Source organism: Mesorhizobium sp. WSM4836 (assembly GCF_055811815.1).
The window spans coordinates 1-20,219 of the sequence record NZ_JBVVQF010000013.1 but is presented as its reverse complement, the minus strand read 5'-3'; the positions used below and the strand labels follow the sequence as shown (position 1 = coordinate 20,219).

The window sequence follows — 20,219 nt, the reverse complement described above, 5'->3', positions numbered from 1 at the left end:
GCCTTCGCCTACGTGACAAAAGTTTCGAACAGGTTGGTCTGCTCGGGTTTTTGCGAGCCGCCCTCGCGTGCGAGACGCATAAGCTCGGGCCAGCTTTGGACCAGGCCGTTGTAGGCCAGCGCTTCCGCGGCCCGTTTCTTGCGCTCGGCGATCACGTACAGGCGGTAAGCGAGTTCGCGGGCGGCTTCTGCCTTGGAGCCCAACCTCGCGACCAGTGTGGCCGCAGCAGCTTCTCCCCCAACAAGCACGTGGATCAGGTGATGAACGGTTTCCCAAGCTGTCAGCCGCTTGTCGGTCGCAGGGTCCCAGTCAGCCGGCAACTCCTCGGGCTTGAGGAGCCGCACCCTGCCACGCCTTGACTCAAGCACTCCGGCCTCAACAAGGCCACCGACGCTCGTGTTTTTGGCCTTGGACAGCGTTTCCGCAACGCCATACTCGCCCTCTGCGAAGCCATATTGCTCAAACCAAGCGACTGCCCAGCGGGTATCGGAGTCGAAGTCTCCTTCTTGTTCAGCAAGCGCCTCATCGAGGGTTGCATTGATGAGTGCCAACGCCTCACGCATCGAGACGGGCTTGCCCTCCGCGTCGAGAACCTTGGCATAGCGAGTGAAGACCCCCATGCCGGGGCCGATCGCTGCCTGCGCGAGGTCTACAGGCGCAATGTTGCCGGCTTGAAGATGGCGAAGTGCTGAGGGTAGTTCAGCCTTAAGCGCAGCAACAAACTCGCGGCGCGTCGCCGCTACCGCGTCTGGCGAGCGTGGTCGGCATACTAGAACGATACTCGACGCAAGCGCATTGGATGCCATTCCTCGCATCCGGTTTTCCAGTTCAGTTCGCATCGGCCACGTGCCGCTTACTCCGAACCCGGCGCGGACTACCGCATCTAGAAAGGTCTCCCAACCTGTACTAGCGGTCCCCGAGTCACCTTCATTCTCAGATTGTTTGAAAGCGTAGTAGATGGTCACGGGGAACGTCGGATGCGCCAACTCAGCTAAACGGTGCATTGCTTGCGTCATGCCCTCAAGGAAGAATCTTCCCGCCTTCTCCTTGCCGCCGTGACGATGCGGTGTGGCCACGAGCTCACCTTCTTTGGGAACCGCAACGGTGGCAAACAGATCGGGAAAGACATCCCTTAGCGAGCGTCGAAGCCAGACATAGAAGAAATCGGAAAGATCAGCATATCCTATATTGTCATAGTATGGCGGATCTGTTGAGAAGACGGCAATATTGTTCGGTGGGAGGTGGCGCACATCTTGCTGCCATGCTGTGCCCGGTCGGGTAGTCGCCGTGCCTTCAAGGGCTTCTACGGTCCAGCGCAGCGACTCGGCAAACCCACCTGTTTGCTGGCCCAACGCATTAACTTCTACATAGTCCCACGACATCGACAGAGCCTGCCGACTGAATGTGTTGTACATACTGTCGCGGGTAGGCATCCACCGCGTAAGTGAGGAACCTCGATCGGCGACTTTGCTCAATGCAAAGGACCAGTATATCGATGCGGCCTGCGCGTAGGCTGTCGCACCGGAGCCACCGTTGCAGAGTTGCTCAGCATCATCAAGAAGGCCTGCGGCGACCGCGTCTCGCTGCATACGATCCATTGCTTCGCCGATGAGATCCGAAAAAGTTGTCAAGGCGACGAGTTGGCGATTGGTGAAGAGATCACGCCACTTAGTCATCCCATACTCTTGTACACGGAAGCCCAGCGCTTTCTCAGGCAGGTCTGTTTCAGGCGTGTCTTGTGGATGAGCGTGGCGAGCGATCTCTTCCATCGCGGACGTTGGCGCCAAGTAGACCCGACTACGGCCCCCTTCAGCGACAACGGCCAACAGCCGTGCTCCAAGCCGTCCAGCCTTCGCCTCCGCGCGGAGGTACTCAAACTGAATTGGAGCACCGGACATTAGACAGAAAAATCCGTTGCCCGCGCCGCCTGATTTTGTTCCACGCCTGGCTTGTTCAGTGTCGAGCGGTTTGCCCAGCTTTACTGTAAACCTATAGCCTTCAGCTTCGATAACGGGCTCGACATACGTTTCTTTGCCAACCTTGGTTGAAAGCATAAAGGTAGAAACAAGCGGCACCTCGACGTGTGCGAACGCGGGATTGGGGCTTTTGACAGTGCGCGCCCAAATGCACGCCGTAACTGTCAGGTGTTTTCCAACAAGCGGTTTCAGATCAGAGCGAGATAATGCCATTTCCTCCGTTATCGTTACGCTGGGATACAAGTGCCCGATGCGCTTTTCGGCCTCATCGCGTATCCATTGACCGTAGTACCGCACGTCCTCGGCGAGGCCCTGTGCGCCCTTCCATTGTCGCGGGTCAAGCGACCTCTCGGCCCTCGTCTTTGGGTTGACCGGTGCCTTGCCGGCGAACCGGGGCGGGACCTCGATCATCGCCTTGTTGATCAGCACTGCGACGGGATTGAGGTCGCTGGCGTAGCTTTCCATTCCGAGCCTCTGCGCTTCAAGCGGAAGGGCGCCGCCGCCCGCAAAGGGATCATGAAACGCCGGCAGCTGATTGCGGTCGAACAGTTCTTTGGCGCGGGGATGATCAGCGTTCTCCGCACAGGCACGGCGCCAGCTGGTCCAGATTTCCTCACGCGCCTTCTGCAGCACCGTCTCATTGCTGGTGTTTTCCCACTTCACCAGTTCCTCGATAATGCCGAACAGGCGTTCGCGCTCCTCCTCCTGTTTCTGCTCCGTCGGGAAAAGGTCGGGATATGACGAAGGATCGTCGACCATCTGGGCGAAGATCACGGCACGCGCCGCTGCCAGTGGACGCCGCGCCCACCACAAATGGAGCGTCGAAGGGTGGCCGTGCCGGATGGACTTCTCCCGCGCCGACGCAATGTTGATCGCTACCAGCGGCAGCGCAACTTCGATGAGCTTTTTGTGGGTTTTGACTGGCACCGACATCAAGCGGCCTCCTTCAGGATCGTATTGCAGAGGTCGAGGGTGCGGATCTTGAGATCCTCACCATGTGGTTCGCAAGGAGATCGTGGCTCATCAGGCCGGTTCCTTCCCCATCGCGATCAGATCGCTGAGACTGTAGTTCACGCTCGCCGCGTGGAAGTCAGGCTCGGCCTTGAACGGCTTGCGGACGTAGTGAACGCGATGTCGTTCGCCATCGAGTTCGACGATGGCCAGGATGAAGTCATCGGGCTTGTTTAGCGAGTAGAGTATCTCGTTTTTAGTCACGGTGACCGTGTCCGCGCCGGCGGCGCGTCCTTTGACCTCGAGGAAGCGCAGGCGGCCTGTGCCAGGGATGGCACTCTCGATATCATAGCCGAGTTTCTCCAGCTCCCGATCGATCGGAACGAAGCCGAGGCCGCGCTCGATCTCCATGATGATCTCACGAGCACGGGCTGCAGCGACCTGAGTGTCGACAGTCACCTGTGGAGATGTCGTCGGTTTGCCGCTCATCGCATGGATCAGCCCTATTGGCACGATGAGCAGCCCGCCCAGTGCAACCGGCGGCAGCGGCGCGATCTGGCGCTCGCGTTTAATGTCCTCCATGCGCTTCTGCAGTCGCGCCTGGAGGTCGTCGGCACGCTTGCGGGCTTCGCCGGAGTTGAGCCGCGCATTGGCCTTGCCGGCACGCTCCTGCTCCTTCAACTGCTCGGCGCGGAAATCCCAGTAGTTGATCTCTTTGGTAAGACGGTCTTTCACCGCCGCCTCGGTCTTGTCGAGAAGCGCCAGCTTGCGGTCGCGGACCTCGGCGAGGTGTTCGGGTACCACTTGGGCAATGGCATGAGACTGCGCCCTGGCTTCCAGATCGCGGCTGATCCAGGCGCACTCGGGCCGGGAAAGCATCGTATCAACGACTGGCTCGCCGTCGATCAGCGGTCGGTAGTCGAGATACGGCGCATAGTTCAGATGCCGGGCAAGACCATCCGAACCGATCTCGACGAACAGAAGCCGCTTGGAGACGATCCGCCGGTCGCCGCTCTTGGTCACACTGGCGTCCTGGATGGCATGTTCGAGGAAGAACAGGACACGAGGAGACGTGCCGAGGTCGCGCTCGTCGACGAGCACGGTGCCGCGCCGCAAAAGGTCTCGGTAACGCTCAAGGGTGAGGTCTATCAGCGAATTGAGCAGCGGATGACCGGGGCATACGAACGCGGCCATGGGCTGCCCCTGTGGCGCCACCATCGACTTCTCAAAGGCGATGCGCTCATAGCGCGGGAGGACAGGCTCGCCGACGCCGATCAGGCGATCACGGTTGCGGACCGGCGCCGGGACGTGTGTGATCTCGTAGCGCTTGGGCTCGCGCTGCTTGGCGGCGCCGCCGAGACGCTTGAAGGCTTCGAGGAAGAAGGACTCGACGTAGTGGGGCTGGAGGCGACGGGCGTCCGCCCGCTCCATTTCCTCACGGATCTGATGGACACGCGAAACATCCATTGAGTCGTGCGCAAGGGCGCTATCCTCCAGGAGGCTTTGCAGCGCCTTCTTGTCGAAGGCATTTTCGACGATGGTGGTGAGCCGCGCACGGACCTCGGGCTGTTCGCCATAGCGGATGGCCTCAATCAGCAGCTCTCGGAGCGGCCGACCCTCGAACTGCAGCTTGCCCAAGACGTCGAAGACCTGGCCGCCAAGGGCGATGCGCGCCTGATCCAGTTTCTCGAGAAGCTTTCGGTAGACATCGCCTTCCCTCGTTTCCTCGGCGACCAGGTTCCACAGGTGGCAGACTTCAGTCTGGCCGATACGATGGATGCGCCCGAAGCGCTGCTCTAGCCGGTTGGGATTCCAGGGCAGGTCGTAGTTCACCATCAGATGCGCGCGCTGCAGGTTGATGCCTTCGCCCGCCGCGTCGGTCGCCAGCAGCACCTGCACCTCCGGGTCGTGACGGAAAGCCTCCTGGGCTTTCATCCGCTCCTCACGACCCATGCCACCGTGGATCATGACGACGGCCTGCTCCCGGCCGAGCAGCGTTGCTATCCGACCCTGAAGGTAGTTCAACGTGTCGCGATGCTCGGTAAAGATGACGAGCTTCTGGCGCGGCGACGGTGTTGGCTTTGGTGGTATCGGCACGCCCGCGTCGTATTCCGATCCCTCTTCTGCCAGATCGTTGGCGATGGCTGCCGGCGTGAAGATTTCGCCGAGCAGCGACGCAAGTTCACGCCATTTCTTATCCTCGCCGCTGCGCCGGATCGACAGAGCGAGAGCCTCAAGCCGCTTCAGGGTCTCGATCTCGATCCGAAGCTCTTCGATGGAACGAGCTGCGGTGGCTTCGTCGAGCACCTGTTCCTCGACAGCTTCCATTTCCGCATCTGGCGCGTCTTCGAAATCGTCGATGTCCTCGCGGTCGAGCACCGGTACATTGGCCGCGATGGCGTTACCGAACTGGCTACCACGTTGCAGGATTTCCAGTCCACGCATGCGGCTTTCCAGTCGTTCGCGCCTGCGGCGCAGCGACTGGTAGATCGCCTCCGGCGACGAGGCCAGACGGCGCTGCAAGATAGTAAGCGCGAAGCCCACAGTTCCAGCGCGCTTGTCGTTCTGCAGAGCCTCTGCGCGGTTGAACTCCTCGCGCACATACTCGGTCACTGCCTTGTAGAGCGCCGACTCTGCGTCGGACAGCTTGTAGGGAACGGTGTAGGCAAAGCGCTGCGGAAACAGCGGGGTTGCGTCGAACTTGAGCAAATTCTCTTTGACCATGCGGCGCATCAGATCAGAGACGTCGGCCGCGTGGACGCCGTCGCGGAACTTGCCCTCGAAGCGGTCGCCGTCGAGCAGCGCCATGAAGAGCTGGAAGTCCGCCTCCTTGCCGTTGTGTGGCGTTGCGGTCATCAGCAGGAAATGGCGAGTCAGCGACGATAGAAGCTGCGCCAGGCGATAGCGCTTGGTATAATTGACCTCGCCGCCGAAGAAGGTGGCCGACAGCTTGTGTGCCTCGTCGCAGACGACCAGGTCCCAGCGGCAGTCAGGCGCCTGAAGCTTCTGCTGCACGTCCTCGTTGCGTGCCAGCTTGTCGAGCCGCGCGATGACCAGGTTGGTCTCGAGGAACCAGTTGCCGGTGCGGGCCGCTTCCAGCTTGTCGTTGGTGAGGATCTCGAAGGGCAGATTGAACCGGCGATAAAGCTCATCCTGCCACTGCTCGGCGAGGCTGCCTGGGCACACGATCAGGCAGCGCTGGAGATCGCCTCGCGCGATCAGCTCCTTGATCAGCAGGCCTGCCATGATGGTCTTGCCGGCGCCAGGGTCGTCCGCCAGCAAGAACCGCAATGGCTGGCGCGGCAACATGCTTTCGTACACGGCGGTGATCTGGTGCGGCAACGGTTCGACGATCGACGTGTGGACGGCGAGTACCGGATCGAACAGGTGGGCGAGATGGATGCGCTGCGCCTCAGAGACGAGCCGGAAAAGCGCGCCGTCTCCGTCAAAGCTCCAGGGCCGCCCTTCCTCGACGATCTCCAGGTCGACCTCACGGTCGCGGTAGAGGAGTTCGTTGCCGACCTTGCCGGTCGGGTCCTTGTAGGTCAGCTCGATCGCGCTGGAGCCGAACCACTGCACGCTGACGACCGTGACCAAGGCGTTGGGCAGCACGCCGCGGACGGAGCAATTAGGCTTCAGATCCTCTAAGACGGCTACCAAGCATCCCCCTAGGTATTTCTTCTTGGCTGAAATCGAGCTTGTCACCTCCTCATACGGCCCCGCGTACCAATACACTAGACCGTATTAGCTTTGAGATTTGTATTTTCTGTTGGCCTAGTGCCAATCAAACAGCCGGCACGTCTAAGACAAACCCGTAATGCACCGTATGCCTCGGAGTTCTGCGAGACCGTTGCGCATTTTCTCGAAGCTATTGTCTCAATTGGTCCACGTGGGCAAATGAACGCCCAAATATCCAATCTCTATCGCCCGTCGATCTTCGTGGACGATGAGATGAATCCTGTTATGCCGATCGATCCAAACGTGTTTTTCGAAGATTGCCATCTCACCCGTCTGGGAGCGAAAGCGGCGCTGATTGCCGTAGTTCTGCATAGTGAGATCGCTCTCGTTCCGGATCTCCATGCTGCCGGGATCGGGTCGCGCGTGCTCCATGTCGCGCCAGCGGCGTACCATGTCATCGAGCTTTGCAAGCCGTTTGAACGCCAGATCCATATATTCTGCCGGGAACCGAGCAACCTGTTCCTCGATATCACTGCCCCACTCTAGATACGGGAAGGTAATTGCTCGTGAAGCCATGAAATTCCCACGGCTGATTTCCCTCCGGGCGCCGGCAAGCCACCGCTCTGCGATTGCTCCAGCGTGAGTCGCCGTCGATGCGTGGTCTAGCACCAAGATCTGCTCACCGCAGCGCACCTTAGCCAGGTCAAAGTCCCAGTCTTGCCCCCTGAAACTTACCAGGGTACTCGCAGTCACCGCGCACTGCATCGCTTCAAGTCCGGCACGGCGAACTGATGCGAGCACCGCCTCGAAACCCTCAACTGCGCCATCAGGCGCCAGCTTCAAGATTGCCTCGACTGTGTCGTCATCCAAGTCGCGGTCGGCCGGTTCGTACATCATCAATGCATCGAAATAGACAGCAAGATCATAAGTGGCTGGCGATTCGTAAAGGCTGGCTGCCGCTTGTCCAAGAGTGACCGCCGTTGGGGGAGCGCCCGGAAGTTCACCAATTTCCAGAAGCCATGCATTTCTTGGCAATCGGAGAGGTCGAACATCACCACCGACATATCTATCTAGCTCCGAAATTGTCTCTAGCATGCCCTTAACAAGCTGTGCCGCGATGCCCAAGTCGACGGCCGGGGCTGGGATCGACGCCGGATTGAAAACGTAGCTTGTCATGATCAGTCAGCGCGGGGACGCACAAGCCCGGCAGCATTCCGCCGATGTTGATCAAAAAAGCCTTCCGGCCACTCGGACAATCGCCCATCGGCGTCAACAGTGGGACTGCGCCGCTCCGCCTTGCCGCCATTTTGAAAAAGATAATGGAAGCGAAGGTCCTTGGGGGCGACAATCTGCCCGCGAACTGCAAGCCTTGCGCCATCTAATACATGGTCGCTGTGAGTCTCAATTATCACCTGCACACCTGCCGCTGCGGCTCGCGCGCATAACTCCCCCATCTTTGTTTGCCCGCGCGGGTGAAGGTGCGCCTCCGGGTTTTCTAGTAGGACTAGTCCACCTTGAGGAGCCGAAAGAAGTGCTGCCAAAACTGGAAGAATATAGCTCAGCCCGAAACCTACGTTCGTTGCCCGATATTCCGGAGACCGAAGCTCCCCTTCGCGTCCAAAAGAGAACGAACCAACCGCAAGATCAGCGTTAGGCACCCCGGCAATTGCAAGGCGAACTCCAGGGCTGATCTCGGCCAGCCAGGCATCAAGCTGGTCTCGGAGCCGATCACCTTCCGCTCCCTCGATACGACGCGGATCGCCGGAGCTGAGTGTGATTCGATCTTGATGAACGAGCAGCGCATCGAGCACATATTCACCGTGCGCGCCGAGATTAAACGCCTGCCCACGCGAACCCTCAGTAGGCAGCGCCTTACGCGGACCAAAACGCTCCGCGTTCAAATAGTTGAAATCGGCGAGCCTGCCCGCTCCTCCTACGCCGGAAAACAAAGCAAAGCCGTCGAGCGCGAGCTGGATAGCGTCTTTGCGGACCGAATCGTGAGTGGTCCACGCCGTGTCCCCAGTTTCCCGATCGACTTGAAATTCCAACCGGATGTCGCCAACAGCGTCATCTCTGACGCGGATCGCGAACGCATCATCTTTAGCCGAAGTAAAGAGGACATCACGACCGCGACCAAGATCAACATACTCACCGCTAAACGAGACTCGACCCGGCTGCAGCCCGGATTGCAGGGTCAGCTGGCGTACAAGCAGCAACGACTGCATTATGCTGCTCTTACCACTTCCGTTCAGCCCAGACAAAAGTGTCAGAGCTGCAAAAGGCAGATGCTCATCTTCGAAGCATTTGAAATTCTGAAGGTGAAGGTCGTCAATCAACGCTTTCGGCTCCATTTAGGACCGTGCCAACAACTTCCGCAATCGCGTCGAACCGCTTGTGAACTCGTTGAACAGTACCTGTAGAAGATGAGATCGATACATCGAAGAACCGGTCCGAACTCATCAGCTCCATAAAACCACTTCGGACCGCGTCCCGGTTTCGAATGAGCACTTTGTTTTTCGCCTCGTCGAGCTTCGCGAGATTGACAGCCCAAGCCTCGAATAGCGCCTTGCTCACCGGCTTGCGATCGTCGCCCTCGCGATAGCGCTTCCGAAAGGCATCTCTGTCGAAGATCGCATGCGCTGTCTCCATGGCCGCGTAAAACTCCCGTTCAATCGCGGCTATACTGTCACTATCGAGCGTATTAATGCGGCGCATGGCCTCACTGAGATAGGCGTCCAAGTCATTCCGATCATAAGTTTTCCACCCGTCCAGGAAGAACGCGATGAAACGCAGCACACATTCCTGAGCATCCATTCGCTCGTCACTCACACGTCCGTCTGTGGCAATCCGGAACTGTGCAGAGGATGAGAGCCTCGCTAAGACCTCGCGAACTTGCCCTTTATAAAGCGCGTTGCGAATTTCTTGTCCCGTCAGCGGCAGGCCGCCGGTGTTGAGCCGCCTAAAAATATTGATCATCACTTCGTCAGGGGTGCCCGGTTGTATGATGTTTAGCACCAGGCTTGTCTCTTCAATCCGACGCTGCATTGGCCTCGGCAGTTTTGAGAACGTAAGTCCTTCGAGTTGATGGAGGTATTCCAGTCCTACCAGCGCAAATACATCATTGACAAAGTCGTGGATCGTGGTGAGCCGCTGCAACCCGTCTACCACAGACCACATGTCATCCTCAGTTGCAGCTACGTAGAAGACAGGCAACGGGATGCGGAGCAACAATGATTCAATGAGCTGCCCCTTCTTAAAAGGCTTCCATAGTCGCGCCCTTCGTTGAAAGTCCGGAGCGAGGTCTATCTCCTTACGGCTGATTCGCCGCATCAGCAAATCGATTGTGCGAGGTTCGGTTGTGACGCGAATCTTACTCGGATCGAACGGATGATCGAAGGCGATGGAGGCATCTTCTGGCTCATCCTCAACGCCCCGATCCTGAGGATCTTCTGTTCCTTCCAGTTCCGATGGCGTAATTCCAGACAAAAACGTCTCCCTGCCCTACCTAGCGGTTGGCTATCTGACTGATGAACTAGCATTGGGCGATGATCTCCGCAAATCGTTCGACGCAACGCGGCCTATGTCCGCAATCTGATCCTAACCGACCCACTGTAACGAGACCGCGCCGCTAGCAGGATGCAATCGTGAGCATCATGCACCGAGATAAGGACGTCGAGATCTGCCCTCACTATTCTCGCAACAAAACAGTCCAACTTCATTTGCGCATTCGTGAGGACTGCCGTAGAATTTGGGATTGGACATGAGCAATTCACGCTACAATGGAAGGAACCCCGGCCAGATGGATCGGTTCTTCGGCACGTATGCACTGTGCCCGCTCCTACGCCGCGGGCCGTGTTCCGTCCCAGCGCTGGTCCACTCGGAAGACGACCTCGTTAGCACTCCCCATCCCCTGCTATCGCCGTGTTGGCAATTACAACGTCAAGCACTAATTTGTCTGTGGAGAGCCTATAGCTTCGCCCTACAATGACATCCATGCTTTTGTCATTGTCGACCGCGGTCTCGTAGGCGCGACATCATGCGCTAAGGTATTGATGCACTTCAATATCAGGGTGTACGCTTTTGGGACTGCGAGGTGGTACTATGCGAGGCAAGCAGTGGTGGCTCGTCTCGAGGAAAATCGCAGAACTGCAGCGCCTCGCACTGATCAATCCATTCCCATGAGAAACCCGTCTGCCGCTACATTTGCAATTATGCAAGAGGCTTAGAAGCAGCAATCGTCTACTATGAAAACGTCGCAGGTACTTGCTCCGATGCATCATGCTTAGCTCGGCGCGTCTGCGCAAAGTCAGAGCTGAGGGATTTCAGAGGCTTCCCTCAGCCCTCGCACCACATTCACCGAGCTAATCGTTCTGAAGGATCGGCCCCGGAGGTGGCAGATCCAGCTGATCTTTGATCGTATCGTACCAGGTGGGAAGGCGCAGCGGCCCCTCTATGCGATTTGGTGAGGCGTACGCGGACCGAACCGTGTTTCTGGCTTGTTCTAAGCTACTCTCGCACGAAACCCTAGGTCCCATTCACCCGGTTCATGTTCAGCATCAAGGATGACTGTCCAAGCCGGACGCATCTTATCGTATTTTTCTTCCCAATGGGTTTTCTCCAGGACCAAGCACTCGTCTCGCCTTAAATGGCCGGCGGCGAACATGGCAAGTTCACGGCTTACGGCTGACTTCCCTACGTTGGTCGGATCGTTCACAGAGCCAACGCGGTACGTGATGTTCGTATCAGCATCCATCTTATGTCTGTCCTTGTGTGTGTATGTCGAGGCTGCTGTTGCAGCAGAGGCATCACACCTACGGAATTAGTCTCTTTTATGTCCTACGTATCTCAAGGGGATAATCCCCAAGAAAATGTGCAGTTTAAAATTAAATACTTGATAAGGTTGGTCTGCTGTAGGTATTTTATTGCAGACTTGGGGGGGCGATTTGATGGGCAGCAGTGGGTCAGGAAGTTTTAGCGACTATTCCGGCAAGCCAAGAACAGGATCTGGTAGCGGATCGTCCGGCGGTTCCAGTGGCTCAGACAAGTGCGGTGAAGCATTCACCGCGAGCCTCGAAGATGTAGCGACCCACGATTATTATATGCATCACGGCTCCGCGCCTGCGGTTGGCACTCCGCTTACAGTTGAGGTCAGGGGCCGGGTGGTGGCGGTTTCAGGTACGGAGTCGGTTGGGTCGCTACCCACACGGCTCAACTACCTTGCACGCTGTTTGCAGGACGGCTTCACATATACGGGTATCGTGACCGCATCCTCAAACGGTACCAATCCCCAAGTACATGCTGATTTTGTGGCCGGCTAGATGCCGGGGACGGTCCCGATACTGATTGGTGAGGTCACGGTTGATTTCACCATGCCAACGCGCGCCACCGATGCAAAGGTGCGGCTTGGCGGCGTCGTACATGCAGCTCGCGGTTTGTGGGCTAGCGGACAAGACTACGCCGTCGGAGCGTTCTGCCCGGCGTACCTGGTCGAACAAGCGCGGAACTACCTGAGCCAGCACGGATGTCGGGATTTTATCCTCCTCGGGGAGATAATCGGAGCACCGAATGTAATCGCAATAGCTGATGTGAGAGAGGTAGGGCACCAAGGGTACGAAGATCTCCTGCGCGGCAAGAGAGAAATTGTTCTAAGTGGCGACCACATTGATTTGAGTCGGTTCGACACCATCGTTATCTTCCCGGGAAGTTATGATTTGGGAGCTGTGATCAATCAGCTTCGGCCATGCGCTCGTGTCACAATTGATGCTGCCTACGATGTAGACGGCGCGGATGCTCTCAGATCGCTTACGGGTCGGATAGACTCCATAGTAATCTCGACATCCTCAAACTTGTTTGCAAAGCTTGCATCGAGCGAAATTGCTCCATTGCTAAATTTCGCTAAGAGCGCTGGAGCAAAGCATCTGCTTTTGAAAGAGAACCGCGGCGGCAGTAGGCTATTTGATCTTGGGACCGACGGCACCGAATATATAACCGCCACACTCGATGTTACGACCAACTCGGTAGGTGTTGGGGACGTCTTCACCGCCGTGTTTGGTACTTTCGATGGTAGCGCCCGGGACGCTGCTTGGCGGGGCATGCAAGTTGCGACGGTCTATTCTCAGACTACGTGGCCGGACGATCTTCAACGCGACGTCGGGCGAGAACTCCGGATTCCAGTTGAGGTCGTTCGCGGGTTGGGCGGCGTCACTCTGCCGTGGCATGCGCGCCCAGGTCTGCAGATTTACCTAGCCGCACCAGACTTCTCATATGCAGATCACAAAGAGATCAGCGATGCGGTTGCGGCGCTCGAATACCATAATTTCCGAGTTAGAAGGCCAGTCAAGGAAAACGGTGAAGCCAAACGCGAAGCATCCCTAGAGTCCCTCTCGTCCTACTACTTTAGTGATGTGCAGTTGCTCCGAGAATGCGCAGCAGTTTTTGCGATACCGATCGAACGTGATCCAGGGACACTGGTCGAGATTGGCCTTGCAATCGAGATGGGAAAGCCAGTCGTTACCTTCGACCCTCGCAACGAAAACCGGAACACAATGGTGATTAAGGGAAGTGCCTCTTATTCTTTCGATCTCGACGTTTGTTTAAACGGCATGTTTGAGGCTTTATTCAAGCTCCAGAGGGACGGCACTCGTAAATGACCAAGAAAGTGATGCTTCTCGCATCTGGCGGCTTGGACTCAACGACCGTTGCTTTCGGGCTGCATGCGGCAGGAACGGATGTGAGCCCGCTATTTTTTGACTACGGGCAACACTGCGTCGAGACTGAGTGGGACCGGGTAAATGAAGTCTTACCCACAGATATGAAGCGTCCTGAGCGTGTCGACCTCTCGGACCTTTTTCGTGGATCAAAATCGCGACTGATCGCTGAGGCCGACCTCTGGATTGACGATGTTCGCGATGATGACCTCTACATCCCTTATCGTACCCTTTTGTTCTACGCTGCCGCTGCTGCAAGAGGGCAAACGCTCGGTATCCTCGAGGTCTACACGGGCTTCATCAATAGCAACCACGCCAAGGAGATCGACTGCACCGCCGAGTTCATGAATAAGCTTGACGGCGTCACCGACGCCATCGGACCGGTGCGATTTACGTCACCCTTTCGATACTCATCAAAGACAGAAGTCGCCCAAGAGGCCATTCGCCTCGGAGTTCCCATCGGCAGGACATTCTCCTGCCAAGCATCTAGCAAGCTTCCTTGCGGAGCTTGCCCAAACTGCGTGGAGCGCCTAGGAGCGCTTCGGCAAACGGGACTGCTATAATGACGCGATCTGCACCCGATCGGCTTGAACTTTTGAAGGCGGGACGCCGTGTAGCGGATTTGGCATCAATGCAGGGCGTCCCGGCTACGTATGACGTGCGGCGCTCAACTTATGAACACGCGGGAGCCCTTCTCGCTGATGCCGTGCTACAGGCCGGGATTAGCTACCGTTCGGTAGTCAAGCCGCGCGTGGGGCGCATTCTGAAAGAGTTTCCGAACGCAGATCGAGTAAGTGCGCTGATCTGTCTCGTTAAGAAGGGCAGTATTGCGTATCTCCTCGACTGGCAGCACCCTACCAAAGTTGAGCGCTTCGAGCATCTGGTCGTGTTTCTACATAGGGCAAAAGTGGACACCACAGAGGACATTCGCAAGGCGCTCAAATCTGATGCGTTCTGCGCCGACCTCCAATCATTAGATGGAGTGGGACCTAAGACGATCGACTACATGGCCTGCTTGGTAGGAATCGAGTCGATCGCCGTCGATCGTCATATCAGAACTTTTGCTGCGCGAGCGGGCGTCGATAACCACGATTACGACTTCTTAAAGAACGCGTTCTGCTGCGCAGCCGACCTACTCTCCATCTCTCGGCGGGAATTCGACGCATGGGTGTGGTCCCGCGAAGCTCGCCAAGAGTCGCCGCAGCTGACTCTCATCTTCTAATAGAATCACGCGGCGGAGGGTTATCTGCGGTCTGCCCCTCAGATAATAACCATTATTAAAGGGACCAGATGACCGACACGACCTTGCCTCCCACGATATATCGCAAGGACCTTTACGTAGACTATGTGAGCGAACGGTTTCCTTCCAGCTATGCCTTCAGGCGATCTAACTGGCTGGCCGTAACATGGGAAGATCTGCTGTGGTCAGCCCTTACCATCGGTCGCCCGAACACCGCGTACGTATTCGCGCACGGCGAGGCTTCCTATTTCGAAGCTGCTTTCAGGATTTCGTTGGTCCGAATGGCGCTGCATCAGCAGCCATACGGCGTCAGGTTCGTAAAGACGGAAGCATTCAAGGCACTCGACCCGACCGAGAAGGGAGCGGTCAGCTACTTCCTGGGCATGACGGTTTGCAAGGTGTTCGCGACATCGTTGCTGCGGACCCCATGGCTGCTTCATCTCGATGTTTTCCGAGACCAGGTAGGCGCGCAGAATGTCGGTCGATCGCGTCCCGATCTCGTGGGCCAAGACCCTGCGGGGAAGTGGCATGCTTTCGAGACGAAGGGTCGGTCAGGGAAGCCGGGCTACGAGGACAAGATCAAGGCTAAGGGCCAGGCCGCAAGGCTGAACCGCGTCGATGGGACTGACTGTGAACTTCACATAGGTTGCTTCACTTATTTCTCTCAGAACGTGCTTGAATTCTATTGGCGCGACCCCGAGCCGGAGGACCTCGACCCAATCGAACTCCGAGTCCCGAAGGATGCCTGGCAGTACTACTACTCCCAAGCGCTGGCTCTCACTGAGGGCTCCATACAGGTACCCGGTCGCGAAACTTTTGACCTTGAGATCGAAATACACCCGGAGGTCCGCTTCCTGCTCGAAGAGGGATTGTGGGACAAGGCCAGGGAGACGGCTAAGGCGATGGAAGGACTGCTGAAAGAGGAGTCCTTTCGACCAGACGGGATAAGGATTCGATGTGGGGAGTCTTGGTCAGCGACTAGAGAGGGAACGTAGGTCAACTCTGACTCGCTGGGCCGGTTGTGCCGCCTAGGTGCGCATGGCGCGCGACCTAACTGAAAATCCAGGAATATCGCTTTCGTGGGCACTCAAGAAATCCGTGATGACGCGGAGCGGATTGGCACCATGCTGAGTTCCCGAAGCGAGTCGCACGATTACCCCGTTCTTCAAATGCGATGAGTTGCGGCTGAACGTTGGCCACGAAACTCTGACCGTCTCGATGTCATCGCTGTTTGCGATCATGCGTCATGCCTGCCCACGCACACCGGTGGCGCTGACGACTCCAGAACGCCTATCGAGCGCCCGTCTTCGACAGCGTTGCGACCGAACAACTCGGCATCGACCTTTGTGGTGTACTGGCAGGGCACCACCAAGTTTCGACACCACGCATGGTGCCTAATAAGTACCTTTGAACCGGCGGCCATTTGAGAGCTAAACATCGGTGTGATGGCGCGAGCGCGAATGTTAGCGCGACCATGTTGTAGCCCCAGAATTCGCGACGCAATGTACGCTGATTTGTACGTAAAATTGCGACAGCGTTGCTTTCTTGTGTAAACCAAGGCGCAGTGTCGGAGACTCGCTCCGCGCGCCGATCCGTCCAGGAAAGCGCCGAGCGACCTTGGTGACGCGAGATTGAGCGCCGGGTTTCGTAAACTGTCGGTCTGTGCTGGTTGCCGGGGTTAGCTGCGGCAGGTTGAACCCTCCGATGGTACAATCATTGGACAGCGTGTCACGACCAAGATATGAATTTTCTGTTTTTGTTAGATTTTTTTATACTGGTACGCTGTCTGATTTGCGCCTTGTAGGGCGTATCACTGGGCTTCGGACACAAAGTCACCAATCGGCGAGGGGGTCGTCGAAGGGGATCGGCTCGCCGTCCGTCGCGCCCGGCCACTCTTGCGGCTCTTCGGGTTCAGGCATCTGGCCACGAGCAGCTCGGCGGTCGGCCCGGCGGCGGGCGGCCTCGTCAGGCGCGTCGTGAGTGTATCGGGCACTGGGAAGCGGCTGGTGCGCGTTGGTGGGCTCGGCAGGTGCCTCTGCGGGGGTAGGCAGTAGGTCCTTTAGCATCTCTTCCAGTGCCAGCGCGGCCTCGCGGGCTGGGCGCTGCGCTTCGATCTTTGCCGCGGCGGAAAGCGCAGTGTCCTCCTTCGTAAGGAGCGATCGACCCTCGACATGAGCGTACGACCGCTTCGGGCTAGGAAAAGCCACCCCAGAACGACGACAGCGAGGCGTAATGTGGACCGGCAGCCTTGGGGCCGTTTGCCGACCGTCCGCTTCCAGCACGAGATTGTAGCAATCGGCCGTTCCAACCCCGCCCGAATCTATGCCGTTCGGGGAGCGTTGAACGACTTTTGTGGGGAGCAGCGCGGACCGGCAGCCTTGGGGTCGGAGGCGAGGCTGTTGAGTTCGTTTGCATTCCTTGGCAAGCCCGTGCCCATATCTACTGTGAGGGATAATACCTAAATGCTATTGCTTTTCGTCACCTTGGCCGGTGAGGCTGATCAGATGATAGCCTGAAGGTGTTGCACGGGACGAAGTTGACCGCCGTTGTATTCGGACCGCGAGGAGCAGGCTTGGCCATCAGCGGCTACGGTCGTAGTGGAGCGGCTTGGGATAGGCTCGCGTCCGTCGAGGCGCTGATCAACACGAGGTTCAGGTGACGAAACGCACTATGTCCGGGGTGGTGGAGCAGCTCAAGACGACCAGCGACAAGATCCGCGGCTTGCTGCGTGAGGGCTATCTGCGAACCGAGGTCGCTAAATTCCTAGACATCCGATACCAGCACGTCCGGAAGGTCGCTGTCGATGCCGGGATTGACGGTGGTCTTCAACGCGGCATGATGGTGGTTGCGAAGTCCAAACCAATCCCAAAGGTGCGGGAGGAAGTCGCGATTGAGATTTTGATCGACGCCGGCTTCGAGCGCCTTGGGACATGGATTGCCGACGGTGCGGGCGGCATCGCCTTGAACACGCCGGCGCCACGTGACGGCGGTGTCTACGCCTTCGTAGTTGAAGGCATGATCAAGTACATCGGCGTGAGTCGAGCCGGTATCCGCAGCCGTATGTCCAACTATCGGGCAGGGCAACAGGGCCAGAGAACCAGCGCCCGGGTCAACCAGATCATCCACGACCATGTGGCCATGGGCGCTGTCGTGGAAATCTACGTCGCCATGCCGCCTGCACTGGAGTGGAACGGTCTCCCGGTGATCACGTCGGCCGGTCTTGAGGCTGGCCTCATCCAGATGATTCAGCCGCCTTGGAATAAGATGGGCGTCGTCGAATAGCGGCGTGAGTCCGCTCAGGTCAACCGAGTTGGTGGGGGAAAGCTACCTTCACCCTTGGTTCCCTTGGCTGTTGCTTCCGGCGGAAAGACTAAGATGAGACGCAGCAGAAAACACCCAACAGATGCAGCGCAGCGGCTTGCGGCTGCTTACACCCGCTTGCAGCAACACATTAAGGAGTAGCAGTGACCATCGCTGATGATGAAGGACCAGAAGCTGCTCAGACCAACGTCGACATACTTCTGGACGTGGTTGACGTACTTCTTCCGGAACGGTCTCCGTCTCGGCGCCGTCTTCGGATTGCCGGCGTGAGCAACGATGCGGAAATTGCGGCGCAGACGTTGGCGCAGGCTGTAACAGCGTTACGGGATCCAGCCGTAGACGAACACGTAGACGCGGATGTCGTGACCGCCTTGCTAGCGCAAATTGCTAGCATCGAGCGCAGGGGAGCGTCGACTGATGATCTACGCGCCGAGGTGACTGCGCATGTCGAACGTCGCTGGGCCACATTCGTGGAGCCGCTCGCGGAGAGCGCGATGCAGCATTATCCCGGTTACCGGCTGTTCGATTTCTTTCCTCAGCTTCGGGATGACCCCGTCCTCTTCCGTCGGCTGGCAGCGAACATCGCCCAGAGCCAAGGCTACTCATTTCGGCTGACGGAGCTGCTCACCGATCTCGCTCCGACACGTCTGACGGAAGCCCGGCTGTTGATCTACGCGCTGCGGGAACGCGGAGTCAGAGGTGGCCAGGAAATTGTCGAACTGGCGACTTCGGTTTTTTGTGCGCTCGGCCGCGGCATGGGCTGGACGCCTTGGGTGTCGCTGCAAGCGATCATCCACGCGCGGCCCGATTATGCTGATCTCCTGATTTCTTTCGAGAGGAGCGGACACAAATCGCGGGAGTCTCAGGAAACTGTCGACGCCCGGCTTGAGTTTGCCCGGGCAATAGAACCGCAGAGCAAGGTTCGCACGGTCGCGGGCGCCCTGCTGGAGTTGGTCGGCTCCAACGCGCGGTGGAGCACGGACGGGCTGGTCGCCCGGCCCGCGGAGACCAGAGCCGCGTACGTGGAGACACTGCGTGAGGTGATCGGCAGGGAGCCAATACTTCGGCAGGCGGCAATCGAAGCGCTACTTTGGTGCGCCGATGGCCAAGCAGCGGATCTGGCCCTATTTGCCGCTACCGCGCTCGCACAAGCAGAGGATCAGGAAGCGATCGTCGAGCTTGCTAACCACCCGGTACGCCATGTCCAATATGGTGCCCGTGCGCTTCGGGCCGCGAAATTCGGCGAGCGGCTTGAAGGTGTTGCGTGGCCGACCACGGGAACCCTAGTCCAGAGCCTTGCAGCACTTGAGGGTGGCACGAGCTATGCCGATGAGGCCGCCAAGACCTGGCTCGGCGATCGAGCGGTCGAGCGCTTGATCGAACAGACGGTCGCCTCCGTTGAGGCGCGCGTCGCCAAGGATTATCAGGACCACGGCGACGAAGGAGAAGACAGGCTTCTCTCATCGCTCTTCACAGAGCTCTCCTTACGGTTCCGCGATCTCACCCAAGCGCTCGAAGCGATCGCACGCGCGGCTTCCGCGCCGCATCGAGCAGCGGTCTCATTGAGCTATCGGAACGTGGATCGCGCTGAGGAAGGCGCAGAGGGTATCAAGAAAGCCAAGAGCTTCTCGGCCGACCTTTGCCTGATTGTCGACCCGGTATTGGATGGCAGATCCTTAGGTCGTCGGGTGACGCTCGTCCAGGCCAAGCGCCTTTACCGCAACCACAAGGCAATGACCCAACCTAACTGGGACAAGTCGTTCCAGATCAAGCAGGAACAATTGCGGGATCTTATGAAGCAGACGCATTCAAGCGTCTATTTCTTCCATGGCCCGCCGCTCGGGGGCCGCGGCGTTCCGGTGATCCCGAGCCAACTGATAGCGGACCTAGCGGGGCATCAAGGGTCGGGCACACAGTTGCCGACAGCGATGGTCGCTGTCGCGTCCAGGTCGCTAGCCGACTGGTTCACCTATGATGCTTTGGCGCTGCGCATCGGTGATAAATTCCAAGCGCTGGTCAAGAAGGCAAAGGGGCGTCCGGGATCGCTCCCGCGTCGCCTCCTGGAGCTTCCGACGGTCGAAGTTGAGGTCGCCTTGGTACGGCGCAGTGAGCCCCGGTAAATCGGATGGTATCGTTGACTTTGGAACGCAAACTCCGGTCGTTGGCGTGAAGCTGAAGGGATGACCGCTTTTGGTGACGTCCCAGCCGCTTGGGAACGGCGTAGATGAGGCGCAAAGCTGTCGCTCGAAATGCGTAACGACTACACGATCTAGGTCGTGAACTCATAAACGTGGAAATGAGCTCGAGGGGGTGGATTGTGGACATTGTTGAGAGCCAATAGACTTC

At 58.0% G+C, this 20,219-nt stretch carries 11 protein-coding genes; 6 read left to right on the top strand and 5 right to left on the bottom strand.

The features are described from left to right. Positions 1–8 precede the first annotated feature (8 nt). The 5 genes from AC0L2P_RS16610 to AC0L2P_RS16590 form a co-directional block, all read right to left on the bottom strand. Entirely contained in the window at positions 9–2,909 is a 2,901-nt protein-coding gene (locus AC0L2P_RS16610) for a DUF1156 domain-containing protein (RefSeq protein ID WP_473502410.1), read from the bottom strand. Positions 2,910–2,999: 90 nt separating this feature from the next. Further along, the gene (locus tag AC0L2P_RS16605) at positions 3,000–6,587 is read right to left on the bottom strand and encodes a helicase-related protein (protein ID WP_473502409.1); all 3,588 of its coding nucleotides are present in this window, start codon (positions 6,585–6,587) and stop codon (positions 3,000–3,002) included. Between the two features lie 216 nt (positions 6,588–6,803). Continuing rightward, positions 6,804–7,781, bottom strand: a complete 978-nt coding sequence (locus AC0L2P_RS16600) for a hypothetical protein (protein WP_473502408.1) — start codon at positions 7,779–7,781, stop codon at positions 6,804–6,806. A gap of 2 nt (positions 7,782–7,783) precedes the next feature. Next, on the bottom strand, positions 7,784–8,956 hold the full coding sequence (locus tag AC0L2P_RS16595) for a DUF3696 domain-containing protein (protein WP_473502407.1): 1,173 nt from the start codon (positions 8,954–8,956) through the stop codon (positions 7,784–7,786). Then, positions 8,934–10,091: a GmrSD restriction endonuclease domain-containing protein gene (locus AC0L2P_RS16590; protein ID WP_473502406.1), complete on the bottom strand. Its 1,158-nt coding sequence runs from the start codon at positions 10,089–10,091 to the stop codon at positions 8,934–8,936. Before AC0L2P_RS16590 ends, AC0L2P_RS16595 begins: the two co-directional genes overlap by 23 nt. A 1,832-nt stretch (positions 10,092–11,923) precedes the next feature. Here AC0L2P_RS16590 and AC0L2P_RS16585 point away from each other — a divergent pair. The 6 genes from AC0L2P_RS16585 (at position 11,924) to AC0L2P_RS16560 (ending at position 19,993) form a co-directional block, all read left to right on the top strand. Beyond that, positions 11,924–13,255, top strand: coding sequence for a nucleoside 2-deoxyribosyltransferase (locus AC0L2P_RS16585; RefSeq protein WP_473502405.1), 1,332 nt, complete (start codon positions 11,924–11,926; stop codon positions 13,253–13,255). After that, the gene (locus AC0L2P_RS16580) at positions 13,252–13,875 is read left to right on the top strand and encodes a 7-cyano-7-deazaguanine synthase (protein ID WP_473502404.1); all 624 of its coding nucleotides are present in this window, start codon (positions 13,252–13,254) and stop codon (positions 13,873–13,875) included. The genes AC0L2P_RS16585 and AC0L2P_RS16580 overlap by 4 nt, the downstream gene beginning before the upstream one ends. Next, a complete protein-coding gene (locus AC0L2P_RS16575; protein WP_473502403.1) occupies positions 13,875–14,534 on the top strand; it encodes a hypothetical protein in 660 nt (219 codons plus the stop codon). The genes AC0L2P_RS16580 and AC0L2P_RS16575 overlap by 1 nt, the downstream gene beginning before the upstream one ends. A gap of 68 nt (positions 14,535–14,602) precedes the next feature. After that, the gene (locus tag AC0L2P_RS16570) at positions 14,603–15,547 is read left to right on the top strand and encodes a hypothetical protein (RefSeq protein ID WP_473502402.1); all 945 of its coding nucleotides are present in this window, start codon (positions 14,603–14,605) and stop codon (positions 15,545–15,547) included. 1,660 nt (positions 15,548–17,207) lie between these two features. Further along, positions 17,208–17,834 carry a GIY-YIG nuclease family protein gene (locus AC0L2P_RS16565; protein WP_473502401.1) on the top strand — a complete coding sequence of 209 codons (627 nt, stop codon included), beginning with the start codon at positions 17,208–17,210 and terminating at the stop codon, positions 17,832–17,834. Between the two features lie 182 nt (positions 17,835–18,016). Then, complete coding sequence (locus AC0L2P_RS16560) at positions 18,017–19,993, top strand: hypothetical protein (protein WP_473502400.1); 1,977 nt, start codon at positions 18,017–18,019, stop codon at positions 19,991–19,993. The last annotated feature ends 226 nt before the right edge of the window (positions 19,994–20,219 follow it).